Here is a 22,474-nt window from a genome sequence, read left to right on the forward strand (position 1 = left end):
CCCCGCGAACGGTAGGTGCGTCATGCGTTGAGCGTACCGTGCGCCGATCGTTCAGCGCACCCCGTCTAATGTGTGTCTATGGGCATGACCGTGCCGGCCGTCATCCACTGGGTGTCGCCGTTGGTGATGGTGCCCCCGCCGCCCTGCGAGTCCTGGTGGTCCATGATCCCGTCGATCATGTAGGTCACGGTCTCGAAGCCGCGGTGCGGGTGCCAGGCGGTGCCCTTCGGCTCGCCCGGCGCGTAGTCCACCTCGCCCATCTGGTCGAGGTGGATGAACGGGTCCAGCTCGGTCACCGGCACGCCGGCGAAGGCCCGGCGGACCGGGAAACCCTCGCCCTCGTAGCCGCTCGGCGCGGTGGTCAGCCGGCGGACCGGCCGGAACGCGGTGGACTCGTCGAGCCGGGGCAGGCGCGGCAGGACGAGCACGTTGTCGACGGTGATGGCGGGCATCGGAGGCTCCTCAGTTGTCGGGGTGCGGGGTCGACGCGTCGCGGTCCGCGCGCAGGCGCCGGCCGAGCCGCTCGAAGATCCGGGTGAGGCAGGCGACCTCGGCGTCGTCGAGGTCGTCCATCAGGTGGGCGCGCACCGACCTCAGGTGGTGCGGGGCGGCTTCGCGCAGGGCCAGCAGTCCGGCGGCGGTGAGCACCGCCTCGCTGCCGCGGCGGTCCTCGGGACAGGGCTCCCGGGCGACCAGGCCGCGCCGCTGCATCGCCGAGATCTGGTACGTCAGGCGGCTCGGCGAGAAGACCAGGCGCCCGGCCAACTCGCCCATCCGCAGCCGCTGACCCGGCGCCTCGGAGAGCAGGACGAGCACGTGGTAGTCGGCGAAGCTGAGCGCGCTGTCGGCGCGCAGATCCTCCTCCAGCCGCGTGAACAGCCGCTGGCTGGCCTCGATGTAGGCCCGCCACGCGGCGAGTCGGGGAGCGTTCAGGCTCTCGGTCACGCCGCTACAGTAGCACTCTTTCAAAATTTAACTAGTGGCGTGTGAGCGCGGTTACCGCCGCTGTCCAGAACGGATCCTCCAGCTTTGAAGGACGACGCCGGAAAACCCGAGTGGCGGGGTGCGCGGGTGTGTCAGACTCCGGCGTCGTGGAGCATCTCGAACTGACCGCCCCGGGCCTGCTGCTGCGTCCGTGGCGGGAGGAGGACGCGCCGGCGGTCCTCGCCGCGCTGCGCGAGCCGGCGATCGCCCAGTGGAACCCCCCGGCGGGGCCGGTCGACCGGGAGGCGGCGCTGGCGTGGGTGCGTCGCCGGGCCGACTGGTCCGCCGGGGACCACGTCTCCCTGGCGGTCGCCGACCCGGCCGACCCCGCCAGGCTGCTCGGCTCGGTGTCGCTGTTCCGGATCCACGACCGGAACGCCTCCATCGGCTACTGGACGGTGGCCGCGGCGCGCGGTCGCGGAATCGCCTCCAGGGCCGTCGTCCGGCTCACCGGGTGGGCGTTCGCGGCGCTCGGGCTGCACCGGATCGAGCTGTGCCACGCCGTGGCCAACCCGGCCTCCTGCCGGGTGGCCCAGCGGGCCGGTTATCTCGCCGAGGGCACGCTGCGGGAGTCCTACCGCTACGGCGACGGCCGCCGCTACGACGAGCACCTGCACGCCCGCCTCGCCACCGACCGCTGAACAACGCCCCGCGCCACGCCCGCCGCCCACCCGGGCCCGGCAGCTACCCACCCGGCCGCCCGGGGCGGGACGTCCCCGGGCGGCGGTCGCCCGGGTGGCGGACGTCACCGGGTCTGCGGCGACGCGGTGAGGTGCATCCGGCCGACCAGTTGCCGAGCCTGCTCGGCGAACTGCGCGTCGACGATGACCGCGTACTGTGCGGCGCGCAGCGAGCTGGCGGAGGTGAAGTCGCGCTGCCCGCCGGTCATCGCGTGCGTGACCGCGCCGAACACCGCCCCCCAGATCGCGCCGACCACCAGCGCGACCAGGATGATCGCGATCCAGTTGTTGCCCGCCGTGAAGATGCCGAACAGCAGCCCGACGAAGAGCCCGAACCAGGCGCCCGTGCCGGCGCCCAGCAGCGCCGCCCGGCCGGTGGTCAGCCGGCCGAGCACCGACTCGACCAGGGTGAGGTTCGTGCCGACGATGGCGGTGTGCTCCACCGGGAAGCGGTTGTCCGCCAGGTAGTCCACCACTCGCTGGGCGGACGGATAGTCCGGGTACGAGCCGATCGTCACGGTGGGCGGGCCCATCTCCGGGCCGTGCCCGTCGCCGGCATGGGCGGCCGGCCGACCGGCGGGACCGGACGGGAGGGTGTCGCCGCCAGGCATGCCGGGCCGCCAGCCCGAGGTCCCACTCGACGGTGTGCTCATGAGCCTCCTCCTTCGTCAACCGCCCGGGTTCCCGCCGCCGTCCACGGGTAACGCCGCCGGGGGCGCGGACCGGACCCGTCGGGCCGGCCCGGTTCGACAGGACGCCGCGTCCGGCCGGCCCGCCGCGGCGGTCACCGGCGGTCGGGACGGGGTCAGCGGCCGGCGTCGCGCAGGTACGCCGAGGTGGCCTCGTCCGCCGGGAAGAACGACTCGATGGAGAGCTCCTCGACCGTCACGTCGAGGGGGGTGCCGAAGATCGAGACGGTGCTGAGGAAGGAGAGCTCGCCGCCGGGACGGCGCAGCCGCAGGGGCACCACGACGTCACCCGCGCGGGGCAGTTCGGCGTCCGGATCGGCCGACCCGCCCGGGTAGCCGCGCAGCTCCTCGTGGAGCGCGGTCAGCTCCGGGTCGGCCGTCAGCCCCAGGTGTCGGCGCAGCCGGCCGAGCAGGTGGTCGCGCCACTCGGCGAGGTTGACGATCCGGGGGGCCAGGCCCTCGGGGTGCAGGGTCAGCCGCAGCGCGTTGACGGGTGACCGGAGCAGGTGCGCCGCGACGCCCTCGGTGAGCAGCGGCAGGGCGGCGTTGCCGGCGACCAGGTTCCAGAGCCGGTCCACCGCGACCGCCGGGTACGGCTCGTGCGCGCGCAGGACCCGGCGTACCGCGTCGAGGACCCGGCGCAGCTCGGGGGAGTCCAGCGGCGCGTGGGAGTAGACCGGGGCGTACCCGGCGGACAGCAGCAGCCGGTTGCGGTCCCGCAGCGGCACGTCGAGGTGCTCGGCCAACCGCAGCACCATCTCCCGGCTCGGCGTCGCGCGGCCGGTCTCCACGAAGCTGAGGTGCCGGGTGGAGATCTCCGCCTCGACCGAGAGGGCGAGCTGGCTGAGCCCGCGCCGCTCCCGCCACTGCCGCAGCAGCGCCCCCACCGGCGCCGACCGCCCCTCGACCACCGCGGCAGCGCCCACGTCCCGATCCTACGGCCGGATGGACGGGCGGTGGACGCCGCCGCCGTCGCCGCCGTCGCCGTCGCCGTCGCCGTCGCGGAGAATGGGAAGATGCGTCTGGTGATCACCGCCGACACCCACGTGCCGGCGCGGGCCAAGGACCTGCCGGCGCCGCTCTGGGCGGCCGTCGACGCCGCCGACGTGGTGCTGCACGCGGGAGACTGGGTGGACGAGTCGCTGCTCGACGCCCTGGCCGCCCGGGCCCGCCGGCTCGTCGGCGTGTACGGCAACAACGACGGGCCGACGCTGCGCGCCCGGCTGCCGGAGGTCGCCCGGGTGGAACTCGACGGGCTGCGGATCGCGGTCGTGCACGAGACCGGGCCGAAGGCCCGGCGCGAGGAGCGCTGCGCGGCCCGCTTCCCCGACACCGACCTGCTCGTCTTCGGCCACTCGCACATCCCGTGGGACACGGCCGCCCCGGGCGGGCTGCGCCTGCTCAACCCGGGCTCGCCGACCGATCGGCGCGCCCAGCCGTACGCCACCTTCGTGACCGCGCGGGTGGCGGCGGGGCGGCTCGACGAGGTCGAGTGGCACCGCCTCCCGCCGCGCCTCCCGCCGGGTCACTGACCGCGGCCGGTCTCCTCCTGGAGCTCGTCGATCCGCTTGGACGCCTCGGCCTTCGTGAGCCCCTCCGGCAGGTCCTCGCCGGCCTCGCGGGCCAGCGTGGCCAGGTACGACTCCTGGGCCGCCGTCGGCGGCTCCTCGCCGGTGACCCATTCGTCGGGGTCCTTGATCGCGCCCTGCGGGTTGGCCCGGGTGCTGCTGCGGTCCGTCATCATCTCCACCTTCCTTCGAACAGACGTGCCAATACCCCGCCCCGGGCCCATCCATGCGGATCCCCGGACGGGTCCTGCCGTCCGCCGGCGCGCCGGCTCGGACCCCCACCCGTCCCGCCGGCCCGCCGGAGGCCCACGCGCGCCGACATGCCCGGGTCGATCTCGTCCGCCCGCCGGGCGTCGGGCGCATACGATCACCCGGTGAGCGCGGACCGGGCGGGTGTGGTGGTGGTCGGCGCCGGCATCGCCGGGGTGGCCTGCGCGACGGAACTGGTCCGCGCCGGCGTGCCGGTGGAGATCCGGGAGCGCGCCCGGGTGGCCGGTGGCCGGCTGGCCAGCCGCCGCTTCGACGGCCGGCCGGCCGACACCGGCGCCGCGTACCTCACCGTCAGCGATCCCGACTTCGCCGAGGTGGTCGAGGGGTGGCGGGCCGCCGGGCTGGCCCGGGAGTGGACCGACACCTTCGTCGCGTACGGCGCCGACGGCCGGCGCGAGGTGCCCGGCCCGATGCGTTGGGCGGCGCCCCGGGGGCTGCGGTCCCTGGTCGAGCACCTGGCCCGGGACCTGCCGGTGACCGTCGACCGGCTCGTGCTCGGCGTCGAGCCGGGGCCGGTGGTGGACGGACGGGCCTGCGAGGCGGTGGCCCTGGCGATGCCGGGGCCGCAGGCGGCCCTGCTGCTCGACCCGGCCCTGGACGCCGCCACCCGGGTCGTGCAGGCGCAGCGGTGGTCGCCGTCGCTGGCCGGGGTCCTGCGCTTCCCGAGTCGCCGGTGGGCCGCCTTCCGGGGCGTGTTCGTCAACGACCACCCGTTGCTGAGCCTGGTCTGCGACGACGGCGACCGGCGCGGCGACGGCGCGCCGGTGCTGGTCGCGCACACCACGCCCGGGTTCGCCGCCGGCCACCTCGCCCAGCCCACCGGCGCCGGGCCGGCGATCGAGGAGGCCGTCCGGGACCTGCTGGGGCTGCCCGAGCCGGCGGAGCACGTGCACGTGCACCGCTGGAGGTACGCGAAGCCGACGGCCGGCCGGGGCGGCACCCACCACCTGGACGCCGACGGCGTCGGGCTGGCCGGCGACGCCTTCGGCGAGCCCCGGGTGCAGAGCGCCTGGCTCTCGGGCCGCGACCTCGGCCGCGCCCTGGTCGCCCGCCTGACCTGACCGCCGCCCCGGAACGCAGGTCGCCGCCGACCGACCGGTCGCCCCCGCCAGACCGAGCGCTCGCCGCCGACCGACCGGTCACCCCCGCCAGACCGAGCGCTCGCTGCCGACTGACCGGTCGCCCCGGTCCGAGCCGACCGGTCAGCTCGTGGCGGCGACGGGCTCGCCGGCACGGCCCCGCTCGGACGGGTCGGCGGTGCGCTCGCCCCTGCTGTCCAGCAGTTGCATCACCGGGGTCGCCGCGACACCGTGCACCACCACCGACACGATCACCACGAGGCCGACGGTCGCCCAGATCAGGTCCGCCTGCGCGAAATCGGTCTTCGCCGTCGCGTACGCGAGGTAGAAGAACGAACCGACGCCGCGGATGCCGAACAGCGCGATCACCCAGTGCTCGGCGGGCCGGCCCGGCGCGCCGAGCAGGGACAGCCGGCCGACCAGCGGCCGGACCACGAAGACCAGCGCCAGCCCGACCGCGGCGGCCGGCCAGGTCAGCGGGGCCAGCAGCCCGCCCACCACCGCGCCGCCGAAGAGCAGCAGCAGCATGACGGTCAGCAGCCGTTCGATCTGCTCGGCGAAGGCGTGCAGCACCGAGTGGAACTCGTGGGTCCGTTCGGCGGCCCGGATCGCCCGGGCGGCCACGAAGACCGCCAGGAAGCCGTACCCGCCGACCACCTCCACCAGCCCGTACGCCAGGAAGGTCGCGGCGAGCGCGAGAAAGCCCTCGGCGTGCCGGGCCAGCCGCAGGTGGCTCGGGGCCCGGAAGAAGAGCTTGCCGAGCAGCCAGCCGATCAGCCAGCCGCCGGCCACCCCGGCGACGACCTTCCAGAGCACGTCCATGGCGAGCCAGCGGCCCAGCCAGTCCGCCGGGGCGAGGCCGGTGGTGGCGATGGCGATGGCCGCGTACACGAAGGGGAAGGCCAACCCGTCGTTCAGCCCGGCCTCGGAGGTGAGGGCGAAGCGGACCTCGTCCTCGGAGTCCTCGACGTCGCTGGGCTCGCCGACCTGCACGTCGGCGGCGAGCACCGGGTCGGTGGGAGCGAGGGCCGCCCCCAGCAGCAGCGCGGCGGCCGGCACGAGCCCGGCCCACCACCAGCCGAGCAGCGCCACCGCGGCGATGCACACCGGCATGGCGATGGCCAGCAGCCGCCACGTCGACGACCAGCGCGCCCAGCTCAGCGGCCGGTCGATCTTGAGGCCGGCGCCCATCAGCGCGACGATCACGCCGATCTCGGTGAGGTGGGTGGCGATCTCCGGGTACGCGAGCGGATCGGGGTTCGGCAGCCCGGTGGGAAGGACGAAGACCAGCATGCCGAGCCCGAGGAAGGCGATCGGCATCGACAGCGGCCGGCGTTCGAGGACCCGGGGCAGGACCCCCGCCAGCAGCGCACCCAGACCGACCACCGCGAACGCCACGTCTACCGGCTCCACGACACCACCTCTCCGCGTCGCCCACGGCGTGCGGGCAGGCGGAGAGAGTCCTTGCCCCCGGAGGTCCTTTCGTATTCCTGTCCCGATCGACTCCGTGTCCCGGTCGGTGCGACGCGACCCTCAGGCCGCGGCGGCGATCGGCGAGCCCGGGAGGGCGGCGAGCAGGGCCGCGGGATCGTCGTAGACCGCCAGCGCCCCGGCCCCGGCCAGCTCGCCCCGGCTCGTCCCGCCGCAGGTCAGCCCGACGCACGGGATGCCCAGCCTGCCGGCGGCTGCGACGTCCCAGACCGAGTCGCCGACGAAGACCACCCGCTCGGCGGCCAGCCCGGACTGCTCCAGCGCGGCCACCAGGATGTCGGGTGCGGGCTTGCTCTCCTGCGCGTCCGCCGCGCAGGTCACGGTGTCGATCACGTCGTCGGCGGCCAGGGCCCGGCGCAGCGCGGCGACCTCGTGCTCGGCGGCGGAGGTGGCCAGCACCACCCGCAGCCCCCGCTCCGCGCAGGCCCGCAGCAGGTCGGCCGCGCGGGGCAGCGGCACCAGCCGCTCCCAGTACTCCGCGAAGAGCGCGTCGTGGGCGTCCCGCAGCTTCCCGTCCGCGTCGCGGTCCCGCTCCGGGCCGAGCAGGTGGTCGAGCAGTTTGTCCGAGCCCATCCCGATGGCGCGGTGGATCTCCGCCATCGGTACGTGCCGGTCGGTCTGGCGCAGCGCCTCCCACCAGCTCACGGTGTGCAGGTATGTGGTGTCGACCAGGGTGCCGTCCACGTCGAAGAGGACACCGGCGGGCTGTTCGGTGGGCATGTGTTCCTCCTACCCCGTGCCGGGCCGGCTGACGCCACCGCTCAGTCGGAAGGGATCAGCAGCTCGAACCAGACCGTCGAGCCGCGTACGGTCGGATCCGTCCCCCACGCGTCGCTCAGCTCCTCGATCAGCCCGAGCCCCCGGCCCCGGCTGCTGAGCGTGTCGGTCTGCGCCCGGGTGACCGTGCCCCGGGTGCCCGAGTCGGCGACCGACACCAGCAGCCGCTCCGGGCTCAGGTCGACCTCCACGCGGGCGGCGGTGCCCGCGTGCAGCAGCGCGTTGGTGGTCAGCTCGCTGGTGCAGAGCACCGCCGCGCCGATGATCGACTCCGGCACCTGCCACTCCGTGAGCTGCCCGGTCATCCAGTGCCGCACCCGGCTCGGCGCGGTCGGCTCGGCCGGCACCTCCATGCTCGTCGACCGGCTCGGCCGCAGCGCGTGCTCCACCGCCAGCACCGCGACGTCGTCCTCGGTGGCGCCGGGCACCGCCGCGGTCGCCACCGCGCACAGTGCGCGGGGGTCGCCGCTGCCCGCCCCGGCCACCGCCTCGGCCAGGGCGTCCAGGCCCGCCGTCAGCCCCTGCCAGCGCCGCTCCACCACGCCGTCGCTGAACAGCAGCAGCGTGTCGCCGGGGGCGAACCGGACCGTCGCGGTGGGCGGCCGGCAGCCCAGGCCCAGCGGGGCGCCGGCGGGCACGTCGACGTACTCGGCGACCGGCTCGCCGTCCGGGGCGCACCGACGGATCAGCGGGGCGGGGTGGCCGGCGCTGGCCAGGGTGAGCTGCTGCCGCTCGGCGTCGACCACCCCGAAGACCACGGTCACGAAGAGCTCGTGCGTGTCGCCCTCGGCGCCCAGGCTGGTGACCAGCCGGTCGAGCCCGGCCAGCACGGCGTCCGGGCGCGGGTCGGTCAGCGCCAGCGCGCGCAGCGCGGCCCGGACCTGCCCCATCCGGGCCGCGGCCTGCACGTCGTGGCCGGCGACGTCGCCGAGCACGATGCCCAGGCCGCCCGTCGGCAGCAGGAACGCGTCGTAGAAGTCGCCGCCGGCGGCGTTGCCGTCGACGCCCGGGTCGTAGCGGGCGGCGATCCGCATCCGGGGCAGGTCCGGCAGGTGCTCGGGCAGCATGCTGCGCTGCAGGAGCTGGGCGGTGCCGTGCTGCGTCTCGAACCGGCGGGCCCGCTCGGCGGCCTGGCCGACCAGCTCGGCGGACGCGGCCAGCAGGGCCCGCTGGGCGGCCGACCAGACGCGCGGGGCCTGGTAGCCGACGGCCAGCCCGCCGCGGACCACCGACGCCCGCAGCGGCACCGCGGCCAGCGCCCGGATCTTCTGGTCGTGCCGGTCCACCGCGATCTCCCGCAGCGGCTGGCCGTCGTCGACGAAGATCGGCACGCCGGTGCGGGCGGCCGACGCGACCGGGCCCTCCCAGTCCGGCGGGATACGCCGCCACAGCGGGGGGAGCCGTTCGTCGGCCTCGTCCATCAGTTCGCCGCGTACGCGCCGGACCATCCGCCACCCGCCGCCGCCCTCGTCCACCGCGAACGAGACCCGGTCGGCGTCGAACGAGGTGATCGCGTAGCGCAGCGTCACCCGGGCCACGTCGTCCAGGGTGAGGGTGCCGGCGAGCGCGGCGGCGAAGTCGCTGAGGCTCTGCAACTGCTGGGTGACCTGGGCGGTCTCCGCGGCCACGGTCAGCACGCCGACGATCCGCCCGGCGCTGTCCCGCACCGGGGAGTGGCCCCGGGTGAAGACCCGCTGCTCGACCGGGCCGGTACGCCGACGCAGGGGAAGGGTGGACTCCCTCTCCAGGAACGGCTCGCCCGAGTGGTAGGCGCGCTCGACGGCGTCGCCGACCCCGGGCATCGGCCAGACCTCCGGGAACACCTCGCCCGCCGGCCGGCCCACCGCCCCCGGGTGCCGGTCGCCGATCAGCTCCGCGTACCCGTCGTTGTAGAGCAGCAGGTGGTCGGCGCCCAGGGTGAGGGCCATCGGCACGGGCGAGGCGAGGACGACCTCGGCCGTCGCGCGGACCGCCGGGTCCCACGAGTGCCACGGGCCGAGCGGGGTGCCGGCCCAGTCGTGGCCGAGGACGGCGGCCGCCGCGCCCGAGGCGGAGGGCACCCCCGACACCGGGGCTGGTGGGTTGGGGACCCGTCCGACCGTTCCTGGCATGACCGCAGCCTAACCGGACCACCCGGCACCCGTTCCCGATCATGTCCCGCGCGTCGTGTACGGCCAACGTTCGGCCAGGCCGGGACGGGTCTGCGACGACATGTCGGGAAAAAGACGGGGACCGGCACGGCGTGCCGCGTCGGTGACCGGGTAAGCGCCCGGCGGAGTCCATGCGACAGGAGGGACATCATGCCGGAAACCCTCGCGGTCAGGCAGGTCGACATCGGCGACGCCGTGGCCGACATGTGGAGGTCGGTGCTGCTGTTCATACCGCGGGCCGTCGCGTTCATCGCGATCCTCGTGGTCGGATGGCTCATCGCCAGAGCCGTGCTGAAAATCGTCGACGCGGCGCTGGAACGGGTCAACTTCGACAAAGCGGTTGAACGGGGCGGCATCAAGCGCGCGCTGGAACGCACGAAGTACGACGCCAGCGACATCCTGGCGAGACTCGCGTACTACGCCGTGCTGCTGTTCACCCTGCAGTTCGCCTTCGGGGTCTGGGGGCCCAACGCCATCAGTGACCTGATCCGCGGCGTGGTCGCCTGGCTGCCACGCGCCTTCGTGGCGATCATCATCGTCGTCGTGGCCGCCGCGATCGCCAACGCCGTCCGGGATCTGATCACCGGGGCGCTGGGCGGGCTCGCGTACGGCAAGATCCTGGCCGACCTGACGGCGATCTTCATCCTCGCGCTGGGTGTGATCGCCGCGCTGAACCAGGTGGGCATCGCCACCACGGTGACCACACCGGTGCTGATCGCGGTGCTCGCCACGGTGGCCGGCATCCTGATCGTCGGCGTCGGCGGCGGTCTGGTGAAGCCGATGCAGAACCGCTGGGACGGTTGGCTGAACCGGATGGCCGAGGAGTCGCGGGCGATGCAGGAGCACCGCCGGGCCCGGGAGGCCGGCCAGACCGACGTCGGCCGGCAGATGGCCGACCGGGCGGCGGCCGAGCGCACCCAGGTCATGCCGCAGGAGTCGACGATGGCCGGCGGGCGCGGCACCTACCAGTCGGGGAACGTGGGCGACGAGACCCAGCAGTTCCGCCGCTGACCGAGCCGGTGACGGCGAGTCGGGAGGGGTGTCCGCGAATGTGGCGGACGCCCCTCCGGCGTGCCGGCGGACGCGGTCGGCCCGCTCAGCCGCGGGGGAGCGGACCCGGCGCCGGGGTGCCCAGCGAGCGGGCCAGCGCGCAGACCGCGAGCAGCCGCGTGAGCAGCCAGTCCGGCTCGGACCAGTCCACCGGCGTCGCCGCCGGCTGCCAGCCGTGCTCCAGCGCGGCCGCGCGTACGCCCTCCGCATAGCCCGCCAGCGCGGCGGCGCTCAGCGGCCGCCGGTCGCCGTCGAGGCTCTCCCGCACCGCCGCGGCGTGCTGGTCGACCAGGGCGAGCAGCCCAGGCTGCGCCGCGGCGGCGGCCAGCCCCTCGACGCCGACCGAGGTGGACAGGACGGCCAGGGTGGCTCTCGCCGAACCGGCGGCGGAACGGGCCTCGACCCGGTTGAACGGCACACGCATGGGAAACGAGGCTATCCGGCCGATTCCCCGGTCGACCTCGGCCACTCGGCGGGTTTTTGGTCCTCCACCGATCGGTCAACCCAGCCCGCCGGGATTGACCCGGCGCGGGCGGGGCAGGAGGAGAACCGCCCGGACGGGCGCAGCCGACACCGTGGAGGAACGGATGGGACAGCACGTGGACGGACCGGACGAACGGCACCGCCGGCCGGCCGGGGTCAGCGACGAGACGGTGGCCGCGCTCGGCAAGCTCAGCGAGGCGCTGGAGTGCGTCGAGCGGGTCCGCGGCCACCTCTACTCGCTGCACCAGCTCGTCGGGCACGCCGACCTGATGCTCGACGACGCCGTGGAGATGTTCCGCGCCGCCGGGCACCCGCACATCGCCGAACGCATCGACACCGAGCTGCTGGGCCGCAACGTGATCGCGGGCCGCTGGACGTTCCAGATCGTCGAGGACTTCGACGACGGGTACCACGCCCTCTTCCGCGACCTGGATCGGGCGGCCCGCGAGGAACTGGTCGGCGGTCGCCGGCACCTCTACGAGGCGGAGATGAAGGAGCGGCGGCGGAGCCGGGGCCGCCCCGGCCACGAGGCGCGCCCCGGCGGAGCGGGCTAGCGGCCTTCCTCCGGTCACGAGGCGCGCCGAAAGCGGCCCTGCGCGGGCGCCCAGGGGGCCGCCCCGGCCGTGAGGCGCGCTCCGGCAGAGCGCTAGCGTGCCGCCACCGCGTGCTCCTCGGCCGCGATGCGCAGCGCCGCGACCAGCCGGCGGTAGAGGTCGTCGCCGGCCAGCAGCTCGGAGTGGGTGCCCTGGGCCCGGATCCGGCCGTGCTCCATCACCACGATCCGGTCGGCGTCGAGCACGGTGGAGAGCCGGTGCGCGATGGTCACCACGGCCCCGGCCGCCGCGCGCTGCCGGACGCACTCCTGCAACGCCGCCTCGGTCAGCCCGTCGACCTGCGCGGTCGCCTCGTCGAGCAGCAGCACGTCGGGGGTGCGCAGCATGGCCCGCGCCAGAGCGATGCGCTGGCGCTGCCCGCCGGACACCTCCGTCGACGACAGCGACGTGTCCAGTCCGTCCGGCAGCGAATCGACCTTGTCGTCGAGCCGGACGGCGCGCAGAACCGCCCGGATTTCCTCGTCCGTGGCGTCCGGGTGGGTGAAGCGCAGGTTGTCGCGGATGGTGCCGGGCACCACGGGGGTCTCCTGCTCGACGTACGCGAGCCGGGCCCGCACCTCGTCGTGTCCGTGGGCCGCGTACGGGCGGCCGTCGAGGAGCAGTTGCCCCCGCTCGGGTTCCAGGAAGCGCAGGATCAGCGAGAACAGCGTGGTCTTGCCGGCCCCCGACGGCCCCACGATCGCGGTGTGCCCGCGCCGGGGGATGGCCAGGTCGATGTCGTGCACCGCAGCGGGCGCGTCGGGCCCGTACCGGGCGGTGACCCCACGGAACACCAGCACCGGCTGCTCCGCGTCGGGCATGCCCGGGCGCTCCGTCGGGGCGGACACCGGGCCCGCCGGCTCGGCCGGGATGGTCTCGACCTCGCGGATCCGCCCCGCCGCGGCGATCCCGGCCTGCAACGCCGTGGTGTTCTGGGTCAGCTCGGTGATCGGCCCCATGAGCTGGAACGTGTACAGCAGGAACGCGATCAGGCTGGAGATCTCCAGCAGGTCACGCTGGGCCCGCCAGGCGCCGATGCCCAGGATCGCGATCACCGCGAGCTGAATCCCCGTCCAGGCGATGGTCCAGACCGACGCGGTCACCCGCGCCGCCCGTACGCTGTGCGTCGCCGCCTGCCGTGCGTCGGCGACGATCCGCTCGGTCAACCGGGCCTCGGCCCGGCTGGCCTTGACCGTCCGGATCGCGCGCAACGCCCCCTCCAGCGCGCCGCCGAGCGTGCCCATCGACTCCTGCGCTGCGGCCTGCGCCGTCGCGATGCGGGGCATGAGCGCGCCCATGACCGCCGCGACGACCAGCACGGCCACGATGGTGCAGCCCAGCAGGAACAGGTCGAGCACGCCCATCAGCACCAGCGTGCCGAGTAGGGCGATGCCGGCGTTGACCAGGCCGACGATGCTGCCGGACGCCTCGCGCAGCAGTTGCGTGTCGGAGGTGGCTCGGGTGACCAGTTCGCCGGTGGGTCGGCGTTGCAGGTCGCCGACGCGGGCCCGGAAGTAGTGCCGGACGATCGCGGCCCGGGCGTCGAGCACGATGTGCTCGGCCAGCGTCCCGAGTAGCCGCCACTGCCACAGCGAGACGGCCGCGCCGACGACGACGAGCGCCAGCAGCACGTAGATCGGGCGGGTCATCGACCCGCCGGCGCCCAGGGTGTCCAGGACCCACTTGGTGACCATCGGCGTCGCGAGCCCGGCCGCGTTCGCGGCGAGCCCCAACACGAGCCCGAGGGCCATCGTCCGCCTGTGTGGGGCGAGGAACGACGCGAGCGTACGTAACCGGGGCGCCGGCGCGGAGGAAGTCATGCCCTGAATGGAACAGTGATGTTCCAATTCAGTCAAGCGCTATACCGAAAACGACGTACTGCTATCCTCGCCGCGTGACCGACACGCAGGTGTCCGGCAGCCGGGCCCGGACCCGCCAGGCCATCGTCGGCGCGGCGATCGAGGTGCTGGGGCGCAACCCCGCCGCCTCCCTCGGCGACATCGCCGCCGCCGCCGACGTGGGGCGTACGACGCTGCACCGCTACTTCGCCGAGCGTGCCGACCTGCTCGCCGCCGTCGGCACCGAGGCCGGTGCCCGGCTGGCCCGCGCGACCGCCCAGGCGCGGATGGCCGAGGGCAGCGGGGCGTCGGCCGTGCGCCGGCTCTGCCAGGAGTACTTCGACCTCGGCAGCCTGCTCTCGCTGATCTTCACCGAGCCGGGCCTCGCCGCCGCCCCGACCACCGAGGGGCCGGCCGGCTGCGATCCGGAGTTCGCCGCGATGGTCGAGCGCGGCCACCGCGACGGGACCATCGACCCGGAGTTGCCGGCGGACTGGGTGCAGAGCCTGATCTGGTCCCAGCTGTACGCCGGTTGGGCCTACGTCGCCGAGACCGACGCCTCCCGGCACGAGACGCTGCGCCTGATCCTGCGTACCGTCGACGGCGCGATCGCGGTCAAGCCGGGCTGATCCCGCGCGGCGAGGGCCGCGATGTCCGCGGCGCTGCCGTCGCGCCTAGTCCGTCGAGCGCGCGTCGGCCGGGCGGCGCCGGGCCGCGTCGTCGGCGATGATCACGGTCGCCACCATCAGCGCCACGCAGAGGCTGAACAACCAGGAGTCGTCTGAGACCAGCTTGGCGGAGACGGGAGCCTGGAGCGCGGCGAGAAGAAAGCCGAGCCAAGCCAGGCGGCGCTGACGCGTGGAGAGGAAGCCGGAGCCCTGTTGCATCCCGAAAGTCTTGCGCGCGACCCAGGGGTTGCCGTCAGCCGAACGGCCGATTCTGGATGAGCTGTCCGTTTCTCCACCCGTCCGGACCGCACTTTTTGTCCCTGCGGGGGAGGCCCGGTCGCGGCGCCGGCGACACGAGGCAGGATGGTCGTCCGTGCCCACTGTCCCGCCCCGCGCCTCGCTGCTCCTGCTGGCCTACCTCGCCTTCGTCAGCCTCGGCCTGCCCGACGGGCTGATCGGGGTGGGCTGGCCCTCGATCCGGGCCGACTTCGGCGTGCCCACCGAGGCCGTCGGCCTGGTGCTCACCGCCGGGACCGTCGGCTACCTCACCTCCAGCGTGCTGGCGGGCTTCACGCTGGCCCGGCTCGGGGTTGGCTGGCTGCTCGCCGGCAGCACCCTGCTGGCCAGCCTCGCGCTCACCGGCTACGCGCTGACGCCCGGCCTCGCCCTGATGGTGGGCTGCGCCCTGGTGCTCGGTCTGGGCTCCGGCGCGATCGACTCCGGGCTCAACGCGTACGCCGCCGGCGCCTTCGGTCCGCGCCACATGAACTGGATGCACGCCTTCTTCGGCCTCGGGGTGGCGCTCGGACCGCTGATCATGACCGGGGCGCTCAGCGCGGGGCTGGCCTGGCGCTGGGGGTACGGCCTCGTGGCGACGGCCCAGCTCGTCCTGGCCGCCGCGTTCGCGCTGACCGTCCGGGCCTGGCGGGACCGGGCCCCGGCCCGCGAGTCCGCCGGGCCCCCGGCCGGCGCGGCGCCCGTCGCCCCGCCGACCGTCACGCCGGTACGCGAGACGCTGCGGCTGCCGGCGGTCTGGATCGGCGCGTTGGCCTTCGCCGTCTACGTGGCGATCGAAGTGGCCGCGGGGCTCTGGGCGTTCCTGCTGCTCACCGAGGGCCGCGACCTCGGCGCGGCGGTGGCCGGCGTCTGCGTCTCCGGCTACTGGGGGAGCCTGTTCGTCGGGCGGGTGGTGCAGGGCGTGGTGGCCGAGCGGCTGGGCGCGGGGGTGGTGCTGCGGGGCAGCCTGGTCGGGATGGCCGTCGGCGCGGCCCTGATCGCGGTGCCGGCCCCGGCCTGGCTGGCCGTGGCCGGGCTGTTCGTCGTCGGGTTCGCCGCCGCCCCGGTCTTCCCGCTGCTCACCCTCACCACCGTCGACCGGGTGGGCGCCGCGCACGCGGACCGGACCATCGGGCTCCAGATCGGCGCCGCCGGGCTGGGCGGGGCGCTCGTCCCGGCGGGGGTCGGGGTGCTGCTCGGCAACACCTCGGTCGAGCTGCTCGGGCCGGCGCTGGTCGTGCTCGCGCTGGCGCTGATCGCGCTGCACGCGGCGGGCACCCGCCGGCAGCACGACCGCCACCGGGCCGGAGGTGCCGACCGGCCGGTGCCGGCGGCTCGCTGAGCGGGACGGCGTCAGCCCCGGCCGAGGGTGCCGACCGGCCGGTGCCGGCGGCTCGCTGAGCGGGACGGCGTCAGCCCCGGCCGAGGGCGCCGATCGGCCGGTGCCGGCGGCCCGCTGAGGGGGACCGACGCGGGCGGCCGGGTGACCGCCGCGCCGGCCGCGGCTCACATCGTGTCGGGGCCGGTCCGTCCGGTCGTGGAGGGCCGGTAGGCGCGCTGCGGGTCGGTCGGCTCGCGGCCCGCCCCGGCGGCCTGCCCGCCGCGGTCCGCCGCCTCCGGCCCGTGCCCGAACGCGGCCTCCTCGCCGGCGTCGTTGCCCGTCGCGTCGTCGGTCTGGCCGTCCAGGGTCGACCGGGCGACGGCCTTGTCCAGTTCCGGCAGGGGAATCCGTTCCTCGTCCCGCCACACCGTGTTCTCGTCCGTCATACCCATCGCGGTACCCGGGCCCGCTCCCCGCAAACGGCGATGGCCGCCGGGGGAGCCGGCGGCCATCGGAGTTCGTTGCCCGGGGGGCGGGGGATCAGGGCTGCGGCCGGTCGACCCTGCCGCGCCAGGCGCCGGTCTCCTGACCGCGCCGCTCGATGAACTGCTTGAACCGATCGAGGTCGCCCTTGGCGCGCCGGTCGACGATGCCCAGCTTGTCGCCGGCCTGCTCGACCACGCCGTGCGGCTCGAACTCGAGCTGCAGGGTGACCCGGGTGGTGTCCGGGTCCAGCCGGTGGAAGGTCACCACTCCGGCCTGCTTCGTGCCGCCGGTCGAGCGCCAGGCGACCCGTTCGTCGGGGAGCTGCTCGGTGATCTCGGCGTCGAACTCACGCTTCACCCCGGCGATCTCGACGGTCCAGTGGGTCATCGTGTCCGACAGCTGCCGGACCTCCTGCACCCCCTCCATGAAGTGGGGGAACTCCTCGAACTGGGTCCACTGGTCGTACGCGGTGCGCACCGGGACGGAGACGTCCACGTGTTCGGTAACGCCACTCATCAGGCATCCTCCTTCGTCCGCCGGTGTCGGGCCGGATCGTGCGGGGATCCGGTCACCAGCGGGTCGTCTCGTTCTTGTGGCCGAGCGCCGCCCACACCTCGGAGACCGTCTGGTAACGGGTGCCTTCGGGCAGCCGCCCCAGCTCCGCGAGGATGTCCGCCGGCGCGTCGTTGTCCCGCGCGTTGGCGATCAGCGCCTCCCGGTCGCCCGGCAGGGCGGCCATCGTGATGAACCGTCCGAGCCGGCTGCGCCGTTCGACGTCCTGGGAACTCATCCCCTTGGGCGCGCCCGTACGCAACTCGCCGGCCGGGGCCGTCGTCGGCTCCGGCTGGTCCTCACCGGCCGGCTCCGGCACACGGGACTCGTCGACCCGCGAGCCGCCGGTCCCCGGCCCCTGCACGAGGCCGCTGACCTCCCGGCTCATCTGCTCGTCGACCCTCGGTCCGTGCTTGCTGCTGCCACGTTCCATGCCTTCTGCGCTACCCGGTGGCACCGGCGGTAAACCGCCAGCGGTCACGCGTCGGCGGGCGTCTTCGGGGGCAGGAGCGGCTCGTCCGGGTCCGGCTCGCCGGCCTGGAGCACGCGGCCCCGCTGCAACTCGGCGTTGATCTGCACGCCGAGCATCAGCGCCGAGTTGGACAGGTAGAGCCAGACCAGGAACGCGATCACGGCGCCGAGGCTGCCGTAGGTGGCGTCGTACGAGCCGAAGTTGGCCACGTAGAGGCCGAAGCCGAAGGAGGCGACGACCCAGGACACCAGGGCGACCGCCCCGCCCGGGGTGAGCCAGCGGAACCGTGGCTGCCGGACGTTCGGCGCGATCCAGAACAGCAGGCTCAGCAGCACCATCATGACCATGGCCAGCACCGGCCACTTGGCGACGCTCCAGGCGGTGCGGGCCAGCCCGCCGGCGTTCAGCAGGTCGCCCACGGCGTCGGTGACCGGGCCGCTGACGATCAGGCCGGTGGCGACGACGGCGAGCAGCACCAGTGAGACCGCCGCGAGCCCGATCTGCATGGGCCGCAGCTTCCAGACCGGCCGCCCCTCCGCCACGCCGTAGACGGCGTTGGAGGCCCGGGTGAACGCCCCGATGAAGCCGGACGCCGACCAGAGCGCGCCGAGCAGACCGAAGCTCAGCAGCACGCTGGCCGAGTCGTTCTGGTCGACCACGCCCCGGACCACCGAGACGAAGCCCTCGTTGGCCACCACCGAGCCGGCGCCCATGTCCCGGGCCAGGTCGAGCACGGTGTCCACGGTCTGCTCGCCGTTGGAGACCAGCCCGACCAGGGCGACCACCACGATGGTGGACGGGAACAGCGCGAGCACGCCGTAGTAGGTCAGCGCGGCGGCCCAGTCCGCGCAGTTGTCCTTGACGAAGTTCCGCGCGCTGCGCACCAGCACCCCGCGCCAGGTCCGCCAGCTCAACTGCCGCACCCTGCGGGGGATCCGCAGCCGCTGCTCCCCGGTGCGCGCCGTGCCGGGCTCCGTCGTCGTCATGGCCCGCCCCCTGTGCCCCCGGCCGCCGGACGCCCGGGTGCCTCCGGCTCAGCCTGGCCCCGCCGGTACCCCCGGCCGGAAAACGACAAACCCGGCCGCCCGGTTTGCCGACCGGCGGTGGGGGAACGGTCAAACCAGAACCCATCGACGCGGAGGAGGACGAGATGCCCGGGCGCGAGGTACTGCCCAGCACGCTGCGACGCTCCCCGGAGAAGGCGCAGCGCACCTGGGAGAAGACGCACGACTCGGCCGTGGAGACGTACGGCGAGGGGGAGCGGGCGCACCGCACCGCCTTCGCTGCGGTGAAGCACGAGTTCGAGAAGGTGGGCGACCACTGGGAGCCCAAGGGCCGCAAGGGCCCGAGCGACCGCCAGGCGGCCGGCGGCGGACCGGAGCGCCGGGCGCCCACCGCCGGCGGGGTGGACGCCAACGCCACCAAGGACCACCTGATGAAGGTGGCCCGCAAGCTGGACGTCCCTGGCCGGTCGAGCATGACCAAGCCCGAACTGGTCAAGGCCATCGAGAAGGCGAACAACCGGCAGACCGCGAAGGCCCGCGGCCGCTGAGGCCACCATCGCGTACGACGCAGGGGCTGCCCGACCGCGGGCAGCCCCTGCGTGCGAGTGCTCACCAGTGGCCGCCGCCGGGCGCCTCGATGTGCACCGCCTTGGTGGCGGTGAACTCGTCCAGCAGTTCCGGGCCGTACCCGAAGCCGTGGCCGCTGCCCCGGCGCGGATGCGCGGCACCGCCCGGCGCCCCGCCGAACACCGCGTTGATCTTCACGGTGCCCACCGGCAACTCCCGCCAGGCGCGCTGGGCGTGGCTCATCGACCCGGTCAGCACGGTGGCGGACAGCCCGTACGGGGAGTCGGCGGCGCACCGCAGCGCCTCGGAGAACGAGTCGACCACGACGATCGCGGCGACCGGCCCGAACGTCTCCTCGCGCACCAGCGTCATGTCGTGCCGGCAGTCGGTGACCACCGTCGCCGGGTAGAACGCCCCCGGGCCCTCGGGCAGCGTCCCGCCGGTGCGGATCCGGGCCCCCTCCGCCACCGCCGCGGTCACCTGCCCGTGCACGTGGTCGCGGTGCCGCCGGTCCACCAGCGGCCCCAGCTCGGTCGCCGGGTCCGCGCCCGGGCCGACCCGCAGCCGCTGCGCCCGCTCCACGAGGGACCCCGTGAGGTCCTCGGCGACGTCCCGGTGCGCGTAGATCCGTTCCACCGCCACGCAGAGCTGCCCCGCGTTGGCGAACGCGCCCGTCGCCGCCTGCCCGGCCGCCCACACCGGGTCGACGTCGCCGTCCACGACCAGCGGGTCGCTGCCGCCGTTCTCCAACACCACCTTGGCGCCGGTCCGCGCCGCCGCCGCCGCGATGGCGCGCCCGGTGGCGGTGGAGCCGACGTGCGCGACCACGTCGACCTCCTGCGCGGCCAGCGCCGCCCCGACCTCCGGGCCGCCGGTCAGCAGCGACAGCACCCCGGGCGGCAGCGCGGAGTCCAGCGCCTTCGCCAGCAGCCAGCCGGTCGCCGGGGCGCGCTCGCTCGGCTTGTAGAGCACCACGTTGCCGGTGACCAGGGCGGCGCCGAGCAGCCCGCACGAGACCGCCACCGGGTCGTTCCACGGGGTGATCGCGGCGACCACCCCGCGCGGCTGCGGCACCATGAAGTCGAGGGCGTGCGTGTCGCCGTGCAGGGTCCGCCCGCCGCGCACCGGGGCGAGCTCCGCGTACTGTCGCAGCGTGCCGATGCCCGCCTCCACGCCGCCCCGCGCGTCCGCGAGGGGCTTGCCCATCTCGGCCGTCGTCGCGCGGGCCAGCTCGTCGGCGACCGCCGCCACCGCGTCCGCCGCCCGGTGCAGGGCCGCCACGCGCTCGGCGGGGGCGGTCGCCGCCCACTCCGCCGCGACGCCGCGCGCCGCCTCCACCGCCTTGCCGACCTCGTCCGCCGTCGCCACCGGCACGGAGCTGACCGGGGAGCCGTCGGCCGGATCGCGTACGACCAGTTCGCCCCCCTCGCCGCCCGCGCCCCACACTCCACCTATGAGCTGCGCAACCGTGTACATGCGGCGGTGGATCCCCGTGCCCCGACGAGGCAAACGCGTTTCGCCCGGTTGCCGCCAGGGTAGGCGGACCGGATGAGTTCGCCCGGCACGGAGAGCGCGGACGCCGTCGTCGTCGGAGCCGGTCACAACGGTCTGGTCGCCGCCAACCTGCTGGCGGACGCCGGCTGGGACGTCCTGGTGCTGGAGGCCACCGCCGCGCCCGGCGGGGCGGTGCGCTCCGCGGAGGTGACCGCCCCCGGCTACCTCAGCGACCTCTACAGCTCCTTCTACCCCCTCGGCTACGCCTCGCCCGTGCTGCGCGGGCTGGAGCTCGACCGGTACGGCCTGCGCTGGCGGCACTCGCCGGACGTGCTGGCGCACCTGCTGCCCGACGGCCGGGCGGCCGTGCTCAACCGCGACCCGGAGGCCACCGCGGCCTCGCTCGAGGCGTTCGCGCCCGGCGACGGCAAGCGCTGGCTGCAGGCGTACGACGACTGGCGGCAGGTCGCCGAGCCGATGCTGGACACCATCACCAGGCCGTTCCCGCCGGTGCGCGGCGGCCTGGCCCTGCTGCGCCGGCTGCGGGTCTCCGGCGCGCTGCGGCTGGCCCGGCGGCTGGTGGTGCCGGTCCGCAAGCTCGGTGACGAGCTCTTCGACGGGGAAGGGGGCCCCGCGCTGCTGGCCGGTTGTGCCCTGCACACCGACCTGTCGCCGGAGGAGGCCGGCTCGGGCGTGTACGGCTGGCTGCTCGCCATGCTCGGCCAGCAGGTCGGCTGGCCGGTGCCCGAAGGCGGCGCGCAGAAGATCACCGATGCGCTGGTGGCCCGGCTGACCGAGCGCGGCGGCCGGATCCTCTACGGCGCCCGGGTCGACCGGGTGCTGACCGCCCGGGGCCGGGCGATGGGCGTGCGCACCGTCGGTGGCGCCCTGTGGCGGGCCCGCCGGGCCGTGCTCGCCGACGTCCCCGCCCCCGCGCTCTACCTGGACCTGGTCGGTGCGGCGGCGCTGCCGCCCCGGCTGGTGGAGGACCTGGCGCACTTCCGGTGGGACGGCTCGACGCTGAAGGTGGACTGGGCACTGTCCGCGCCCGTGCCGTGGACCAACCGCGCGGTGGCCACCGCCGGCACCGTGCACCTCGGGGCGGACCTGAACGGGCTGACCGGCTACGCGGCCACACTGGCCCGCTCGGAGGTCCCGCGCGACCCGTTCCTGCTGGTCGGACAGATGTCGGTGGCCGACCCCAGCCACTCGCCGCCGGGCACCGAGTCGCTCTGGTCGTACACGCACCTGCCGTTCCGCCGGCACTGGCGGGCCGAGGAGATAACCGACCACGTCGACCGGATGGAGCGGGTGCTGGAGGAGGCCGCGCCCGGTTTCCGCAGCCTGATCGTGGGACGGCACGTGGCCGGGCCGGCCGACCTGGAGGCAGGCGACCCGAACCTGGTCGGCGGGGCGGTCGGCGGCGGCACCTCCGCCGCGTACCAGCAGCTCTTCCTGCGCCCGATCCCCGGCCTCGGCCGCGCGGACACCCCGGTGGACCGGTTGTTCCTGGCGAGTGCGTCGGCGCATCCGGGCGGCGGGGTGCACGGCGCCCCCGGCGCGAACGCCGCCCGCGCCGCCCTGGCCCGCGACCGCGCCCTCACCGGTGCGGTGTACGCCGCCACGATCGACGCGGCGCACCGCGCGATCTACCGCTGACGGGACCGGCGGCTGACCCACGCTGCCGTCACCAGTTCGTCGAAGATGCCGCTGCTGGCTGCTGGCTGCTGGCTCTGCTGCCCCGTCGGCGGCAACGGGGCCCGGCGGTGGCACGGCGGTTCGTGCGCTCGGGCCTACCAAGAGTGACGGCCCGTGCGTCTCCCGGACCACCTACAATTCGCCTTTGCTCTGCACCCGGATACGCACCGGCAACCGTCGGTAACACCACTCGACCGGGGCTTCCCGGACCGCTGCCGGATCAGGGCAGGTCAAGGTGGTGGTGCGTGGATGGGTGCAGAGCAAAGCGCCAAACCGGTAGTCCA

General features: G+C 75.0%; 24 protein-coding genes and 1 pseudogene. 9 read left to right on the forward strand and 16 right to left on the reverse strand.

What is annotated here, in order from left to right:
- Window positions 1–89 precede the first annotated feature (89 nt).
- Window positions 90–452 (reverse strand): annotated as a pseudogene (locus ACGF5G_RS31310) (pirin family protein); the annotation flags it as partial.
- Window positions 453–462: 10 nt separating this feature from the next.
- A complete protein-coding gene (locus ACGF5G_RS31315) occupies window positions 463–945 on the reverse strand; it encodes a MarR family winged helix-turn-helix transcriptional regulator (protein WP_393269458.1) in 483 nt (160 codons plus the stop codon).
- A gap of 146 nt (window positions 946–1,091) precedes the next feature.
- On the opposite strand from ACGF5G_RS31315, the gene ACGF5G_RS31320 reads away from it, so the two are divergent.
- Window positions 1,092–1,625 carry a GNAT family N-acetyltransferase gene (locus ACGF5G_RS31320; protein WP_393269460.1) on the forward strand — a complete coding sequence of 178 codons (534 nt, stop codon included), beginning with the start codon at window positions 1,092–1,094 and terminating at the stop codon, window positions 1,623–1,625.
- Between the two features lie 104 nt (window positions 1,626–1,729).
- Here the strand turns inward: ACGF5G_RS31320 and ACGF5G_RS31325 are convergent, their stop codons facing one another.
- Both ACGF5G_RS31325 and ACGF5G_RS31330 read right to left on the reverse strand, forming a co-directional pair.
- The gene (locus ACGF5G_RS31325; RefSeq protein ID WP_393269658.1) at window positions 1,730–2,197 is read right to left on the reverse strand and encodes a general stress protein; all 468 of its coding nucleotides are present in this window, start codon (window positions 2,195–2,197) and stop codon (window positions 1,730–1,732) included.
- 272 nt (window positions 2,198–2,469) lie between these two features.
- Window positions 2,470–3,279 (reverse strand): helix-turn-helix domain-containing protein, encoded by an 810-nt coding sequence (locus ACGF5G_RS31330; RefSeq protein ID WP_393269463.1) that lies wholly within the window; start codon window positions 3,277–3,279, stop codon window positions 2,470–2,472.
- Between the two features lie 90 nt (window positions 3,280–3,369).
- Here ACGF5G_RS31330 and ACGF5G_RS31335 point away from each other — a divergent pair, with 90 nt between their 5' ends.
- Complete coding sequence (locus ACGF5G_RS31335) at window positions 3,370–3,885, forward strand: metallophosphoesterase family protein (protein WP_393269661.1); 516 nt, start codon at window positions 3,370–3,372, stop codon at window positions 3,883–3,885.
- On the opposite strand, the gene ACGF5G_RS31340 is transcribed toward ACGF5G_RS31335, so the two are convergent.
- Window positions 3,879–4,094 carry a DUF3072 domain-containing protein gene (locus ACGF5G_RS31340; protein WP_393269466.1) on the reverse strand — a complete coding sequence of 72 codons (216 nt, stop codon included), beginning with the start codon at window positions 4,092–4,094 and terminating at the stop codon, window positions 3,879–3,881. The two genes, ACGF5G_RS31335 and ACGF5G_RS31340, sit on opposite strands and share 7 nt — an antisense overlap.
- 222 nt (window positions 4,095–4,316) lie before the next feature.
- On the opposite strand from ACGF5G_RS31340, the gene ACGF5G_RS31345 reads away from it, so the two are divergent.
- Window positions 4,317–5,252 (forward strand): NAD(P)/FAD-dependent oxidoreductase, encoded by a 936-nt coding sequence (locus tag ACGF5G_RS31345; RefSeq protein ID WP_393269664.1) that lies wholly within the window; start codon window positions 4,317–4,319, stop codon window positions 5,250–5,252.
- A 141-nt stretch (window positions 5,253–5,393) separates the two neighbouring features.
- On the opposite strand, the gene ACGF5G_RS31350 is transcribed toward ACGF5G_RS31345, so the two are convergent.
- The 3 genes from ACGF5G_RS31350 to ACGF5G_RS31360 form a co-directional block, all read right to left on the reverse strand.
- On the reverse strand, window positions 5,394–6,683 hold the full coding sequence (locus ACGF5G_RS31350) for a cation:proton antiporter (protein WP_393269468.1): 1,290 nt from the start codon (window positions 6,681–6,683) through the stop codon (window positions 5,394–5,396).
- 120 nt (window positions 6,684–6,803) lie between these two features.
- Window positions 6,804–7,481 carry an HAD family hydrolase gene (locus ACGF5G_RS31355; protein WP_393269470.1) on the reverse strand — a complete coding sequence of 226 codons (678 nt, stop codon included), beginning with the start codon at window positions 7,479–7,481 and terminating at the stop codon, window positions 6,804–6,806.
- A 41-nt stretch (window positions 7,482–7,522) separates the two neighbouring features.
- Window positions 7,523–9,649, reverse strand: a complete 2,127-nt coding sequence (locus tag ACGF5G_RS31360) for a SpoIIE family protein phosphatase (RefSeq protein WP_393269472.1) — start codon at window positions 9,647–9,649, stop codon at window positions 7,523–7,525.
- A 189-nt stretch (window positions 9,650–9,838) separates the two neighbouring features.
- On the opposite strand from ACGF5G_RS31360, the gene ACGF5G_RS31365 reads away from it, so the two are divergent.
- A complete protein-coding gene (locus tag ACGF5G_RS31365) occupies window positions 9,839–10,699 on the forward strand; it encodes a hypothetical protein (RefSeq protein WP_393269474.1) in 861 nt (286 codons plus the stop codon).
- A gap of 85 nt (window positions 10,700–10,784) precedes the next feature.
- Here the strand turns inward: ACGF5G_RS31365 and ACGF5G_RS31370 are convergent, their stop codons facing one another.
- The gene (locus tag ACGF5G_RS31370) at window positions 10,785–11,162 is read right to left on the reverse strand and encodes a DUF6401 family natural product biosynthesis protein (RefSeq protein ID WP_393269477.1); all 378 of its coding nucleotides are present in this window, start codon (window positions 11,160–11,162) and stop codon (window positions 10,785–10,787) included.
- 163 nt (window positions 11,163–11,325) lie between these two features.
- Between ACGF5G_RS31370 and ACGF5G_RS31375 the strand changes: the two genes are divergently transcribed.
- Window positions 11,326–11,775, forward strand: a complete 450-nt coding sequence (locus tag ACGF5G_RS31375; RefSeq protein ID WP_393269480.1) for a hypothetical protein — start codon at window positions 11,326–11,328, stop codon at window positions 11,773–11,775.
- A 92-nt stretch (window positions 11,776–11,867) separates the two neighbouring features.
- Here the strand turns inward: ACGF5G_RS31375 and ACGF5G_RS31380 are convergent, their stop codons facing one another.
- Window positions 11,868–13,634 carry an ABC transporter ATP-binding protein gene (locus ACGF5G_RS31380; protein WP_393269483.1) on the reverse strand — a complete coding sequence of 589 codons (1,767 nt, stop codon included), beginning with the start codon at window positions 13,632–13,634 and terminating at the stop codon, window positions 11,868–11,870.
- A gap of 74 nt (window positions 13,635–13,708) precedes the next feature.
- On the opposite strand from ACGF5G_RS31380, the gene ACGF5G_RS31385 reads away from it, so the two are divergent.
- Window positions 13,709–14,281: a TetR/AcrR family transcriptional regulator gene (locus ACGF5G_RS31385; protein ID WP_393269486.1), complete on the forward strand. Its 573-nt coding sequence runs from the start codon at window positions 13,709–13,711 to the stop codon at window positions 14,279–14,281.
- 45 nt (window positions 14,282–14,326) lie between these two features.
- On the opposite strand, the gene ACGF5G_RS31390 is transcribed toward ACGF5G_RS31385, so the two are convergent.
- Window positions 14,327–14,539, reverse strand: coding sequence for a hypothetical protein (locus ACGF5G_RS31390; protein WP_350682944.1), 213 nt, complete (start codon window positions 14,537–14,539; stop codon window positions 14,327–14,329).
- Window positions 14,540–14,693: 154 nt separating this feature from the next.
- On the opposite strand from ACGF5G_RS31390, the gene ACGF5G_RS31395 reads away from it, so the two are divergent.
- Complete coding sequence (locus ACGF5G_RS31395) at window positions 14,694–15,938, forward strand: MFS transporter (RefSeq protein WP_393269488.1); 1,245 nt, start codon at window positions 14,694–14,696, stop codon at window positions 15,936–15,938.
- 164 nt (window positions 15,939–16,102) lie between these two features.
- Here ACGF5G_RS31395 and ACGF5G_RS31400 read toward each other — a convergent pair whose 3' ends face one another.
- The 4 genes from ACGF5G_RS31400 to ACGF5G_RS31415 all read right to left on the reverse strand — a co-directional run bounded on the left by ACGF5G_RS31400 (window position 16,103) and on the right by ACGF5G_RS31415 (window position 18,413).
- Complete coding sequence (locus ACGF5G_RS31400; RefSeq protein WP_393269491.1) at window positions 16,103–16,363, reverse strand: hypothetical protein; 261 nt, start codon at window positions 16,361–16,363, stop codon at window positions 16,103–16,105.
- Window positions 16,364–16,457: 94 nt separating this feature from the next.
- The gene (locus ACGF5G_RS31405) at window positions 16,458–16,919 is read right to left on the reverse strand and encodes an SRPBCC family protein (protein ID WP_350706327.1); all 462 of its coding nucleotides are present in this window, start codon (window positions 16,917–16,919) and stop codon (window positions 16,458–16,460) included.
- A gap of 52 nt (window positions 16,920–16,971) precedes the next feature.
- Entirely contained in the window at window positions 16,972–17,388 is a 417-nt protein-coding gene (locus ACGF5G_RS31410) for a DUF2795 domain-containing protein (RefSeq protein ID WP_393269494.1), read from the reverse strand.
- A 44-nt stretch (window positions 17,389–17,432) separates the two neighbouring features.
- Window positions 17,433–18,413 (reverse strand): YihY/virulence factor BrkB family protein, encoded by a 981-nt coding sequence (locus ACGF5G_RS31415; protein WP_393269497.1) that lies wholly within the window; start codon window positions 18,411–18,413, stop codon window positions 17,433–17,435.
- 164 nt (window positions 18,414–18,577) lie between these two features.
- On the opposite strand from ACGF5G_RS31415, the gene ACGF5G_RS31420 reads away from it, so the two are divergent.
- Window positions 18,578–18,979, forward strand: coding sequence for a ChaB family protein (locus tag ACGF5G_RS31420; RefSeq protein ID WP_357086555.1), 402 nt, complete (start codon window positions 18,578–18,580; stop codon window positions 18,977–18,979).
- A gap of 61 nt (window positions 18,980–19,040) precedes the next feature.
- On the opposite strand, the gene ACGF5G_RS31425 is transcribed toward ACGF5G_RS31420, so the two are convergent.
- On the reverse strand, window positions 19,041–20,474 hold the full coding sequence (locus tag ACGF5G_RS31425) for an aldehyde dehydrogenase family protein (RefSeq protein WP_393269500.1): 1,434 nt from the start codon (window positions 20,472–20,474) through the stop codon (window positions 19,041–19,043).
- Window positions 20,475–20,546: 72 nt separating this feature from the next.
- Here ACGF5G_RS31425 and ACGF5G_RS31430 point away from each other — a divergent pair, with 72 nt between their 5' ends.
- On the forward strand, window positions 20,547–22,151 hold the full coding sequence (locus ACGF5G_RS31430; protein ID WP_393269502.1) for a phytoene desaturase family protein: 1,605 nt from the start codon (window positions 20,547–20,549) through the stop codon (window positions 22,149–22,151).
- The last annotated feature ends 323 nt before the right edge of the window (window positions 22,152–22,474 follow it).

This window comes from Micromonospora sp. NPDC047730 (genome assembly GCF_043204765.1).
GTDB lineage: Bacteria > Actinomycetota > Actinomycetes > Mycobacteriales > Micromonosporaceae > Micromonospora.

Excerpts from the sequence above, each read along its gene's own strand:
- ACGF5G_RS31325 (WP_393269658.1), bottom strand. The coding sequence starts at position 2,197 with ATGGGCCCGCCCACCGTGACGATCGGCTCGTACCCGGACTATCCGTCC.
- ACGF5G_RS31335 (WP_393269661.1), top strand. The coding sequence starts at position 3,370 with ATGCGTCTGGTGATCACCGCCGACACCCACGTGCCGGCGCGGGCCAAG.
- ACGF5G_RS31340 (WP_393269466.1), bottom strand. The coding sequence starts at position 4,094 with ATGACGGACCGCAGCAGCACCCGGGCCAACCCGCAGGGCGCGATCAAG.
- ACGF5G_RS31355 (WP_393269470.1), bottom strand. The coding sequence starts at position 7,481 with ATGCCCACCGAACAGCCCGCCGGTGTCCTCTTCGACGTGGACGGCACC.
- ACGF5G_RS31360 (WP_393269472.1), bottom strand. The coding sequence starts at position 9,649 with ATGCCAGGAACGGTCGGACGGGTCCCCAACCCACCAGCCCCGGTGTCG.
- ACGF5G_RS31365 (WP_393269474.1), top strand. The coding sequence starts at position 9,839 with ATGCCGGAAACCCTCGCGGTCAGGCAGGTCGACATCGGCGACGCCGTG.
- ACGF5G_RS31370 (WP_393269477.1), bottom strand. The coding sequence starts at position 11,162 with ATGCGTGTGCCGTTCAACCGGGTCGAGGCCCGTTCCGCCGCCGGTTCG.
- ACGF5G_RS31375 (WP_393269480.1), top strand. The coding sequence starts at position 11,326 with ATGGGACAGCACGTGGACGGACCGGACGAACGGCACCGCCGGCCGGCC.
- ACGF5G_RS31380 (WP_393269483.1), bottom strand. The coding sequence starts at position 13,634 with ATGACTTCCTCCGCGCCGGCGCCCCGGTTACGTACGCTCGCGTCGTTC.
- ACGF5G_RS31390 (WP_350682944.1), bottom strand. The coding sequence starts at position 14,539 with ATGCAACAGGGCTCCGGCTTCCTCTCCACGCGTCAGCGCCGCCTGGCT.
- ACGF5G_RS31400 (WP_393269491.1), bottom strand. The coding sequence starts at position 16,363 with ATGACGGACGAGAACACGGTGTGGCGGGACGAGGAACGGATTCCCCTG.
- ACGF5G_RS31405 (WP_350706327.1), bottom strand. The coding sequence starts at position 16,919 with ATGAGTGGCGTTACCGAACACGTGGACGTCTCCGTCCCGGTGCGCACC.
- ACGF5G_RS31410 (WP_393269494.1), bottom strand. The coding sequence starts at position 17,388 with ATGGAACGTGGCAGCAGCAAGCACGGACCGAGGGTCGACGAGCAGATG.
- ACGF5G_RS31415 (WP_393269497.1), bottom strand. The coding sequence starts at position 18,413 with ATGACGACGACGGAGCCCGGCACGGCGCGCACCGGGGAGCAGCGGCTG.
- ACGF5G_RS31420 (WP_357086555.1), top strand. The coding sequence starts at position 18,578 with ATGCCCGGGCGCGAGGTACTGCCCAGCACGCTGCGACGCTCCCCGGAG.
- ACGF5G_RS31425 (WP_393269500.1), bottom strand. The coding sequence starts at position 20,474 with ATGTACACGGTTGCGCAGCTCATAGGTGGAGTGTGGGGCGCGGGCGGC.
- ACGF5G_RS31430 (WP_393269502.1), top strand. The coding sequence starts at position 20,547 with ATGAGTTCGCCCGGCACGGAGAGCGCGGACGCCGTCGTCGTCGGAGCC.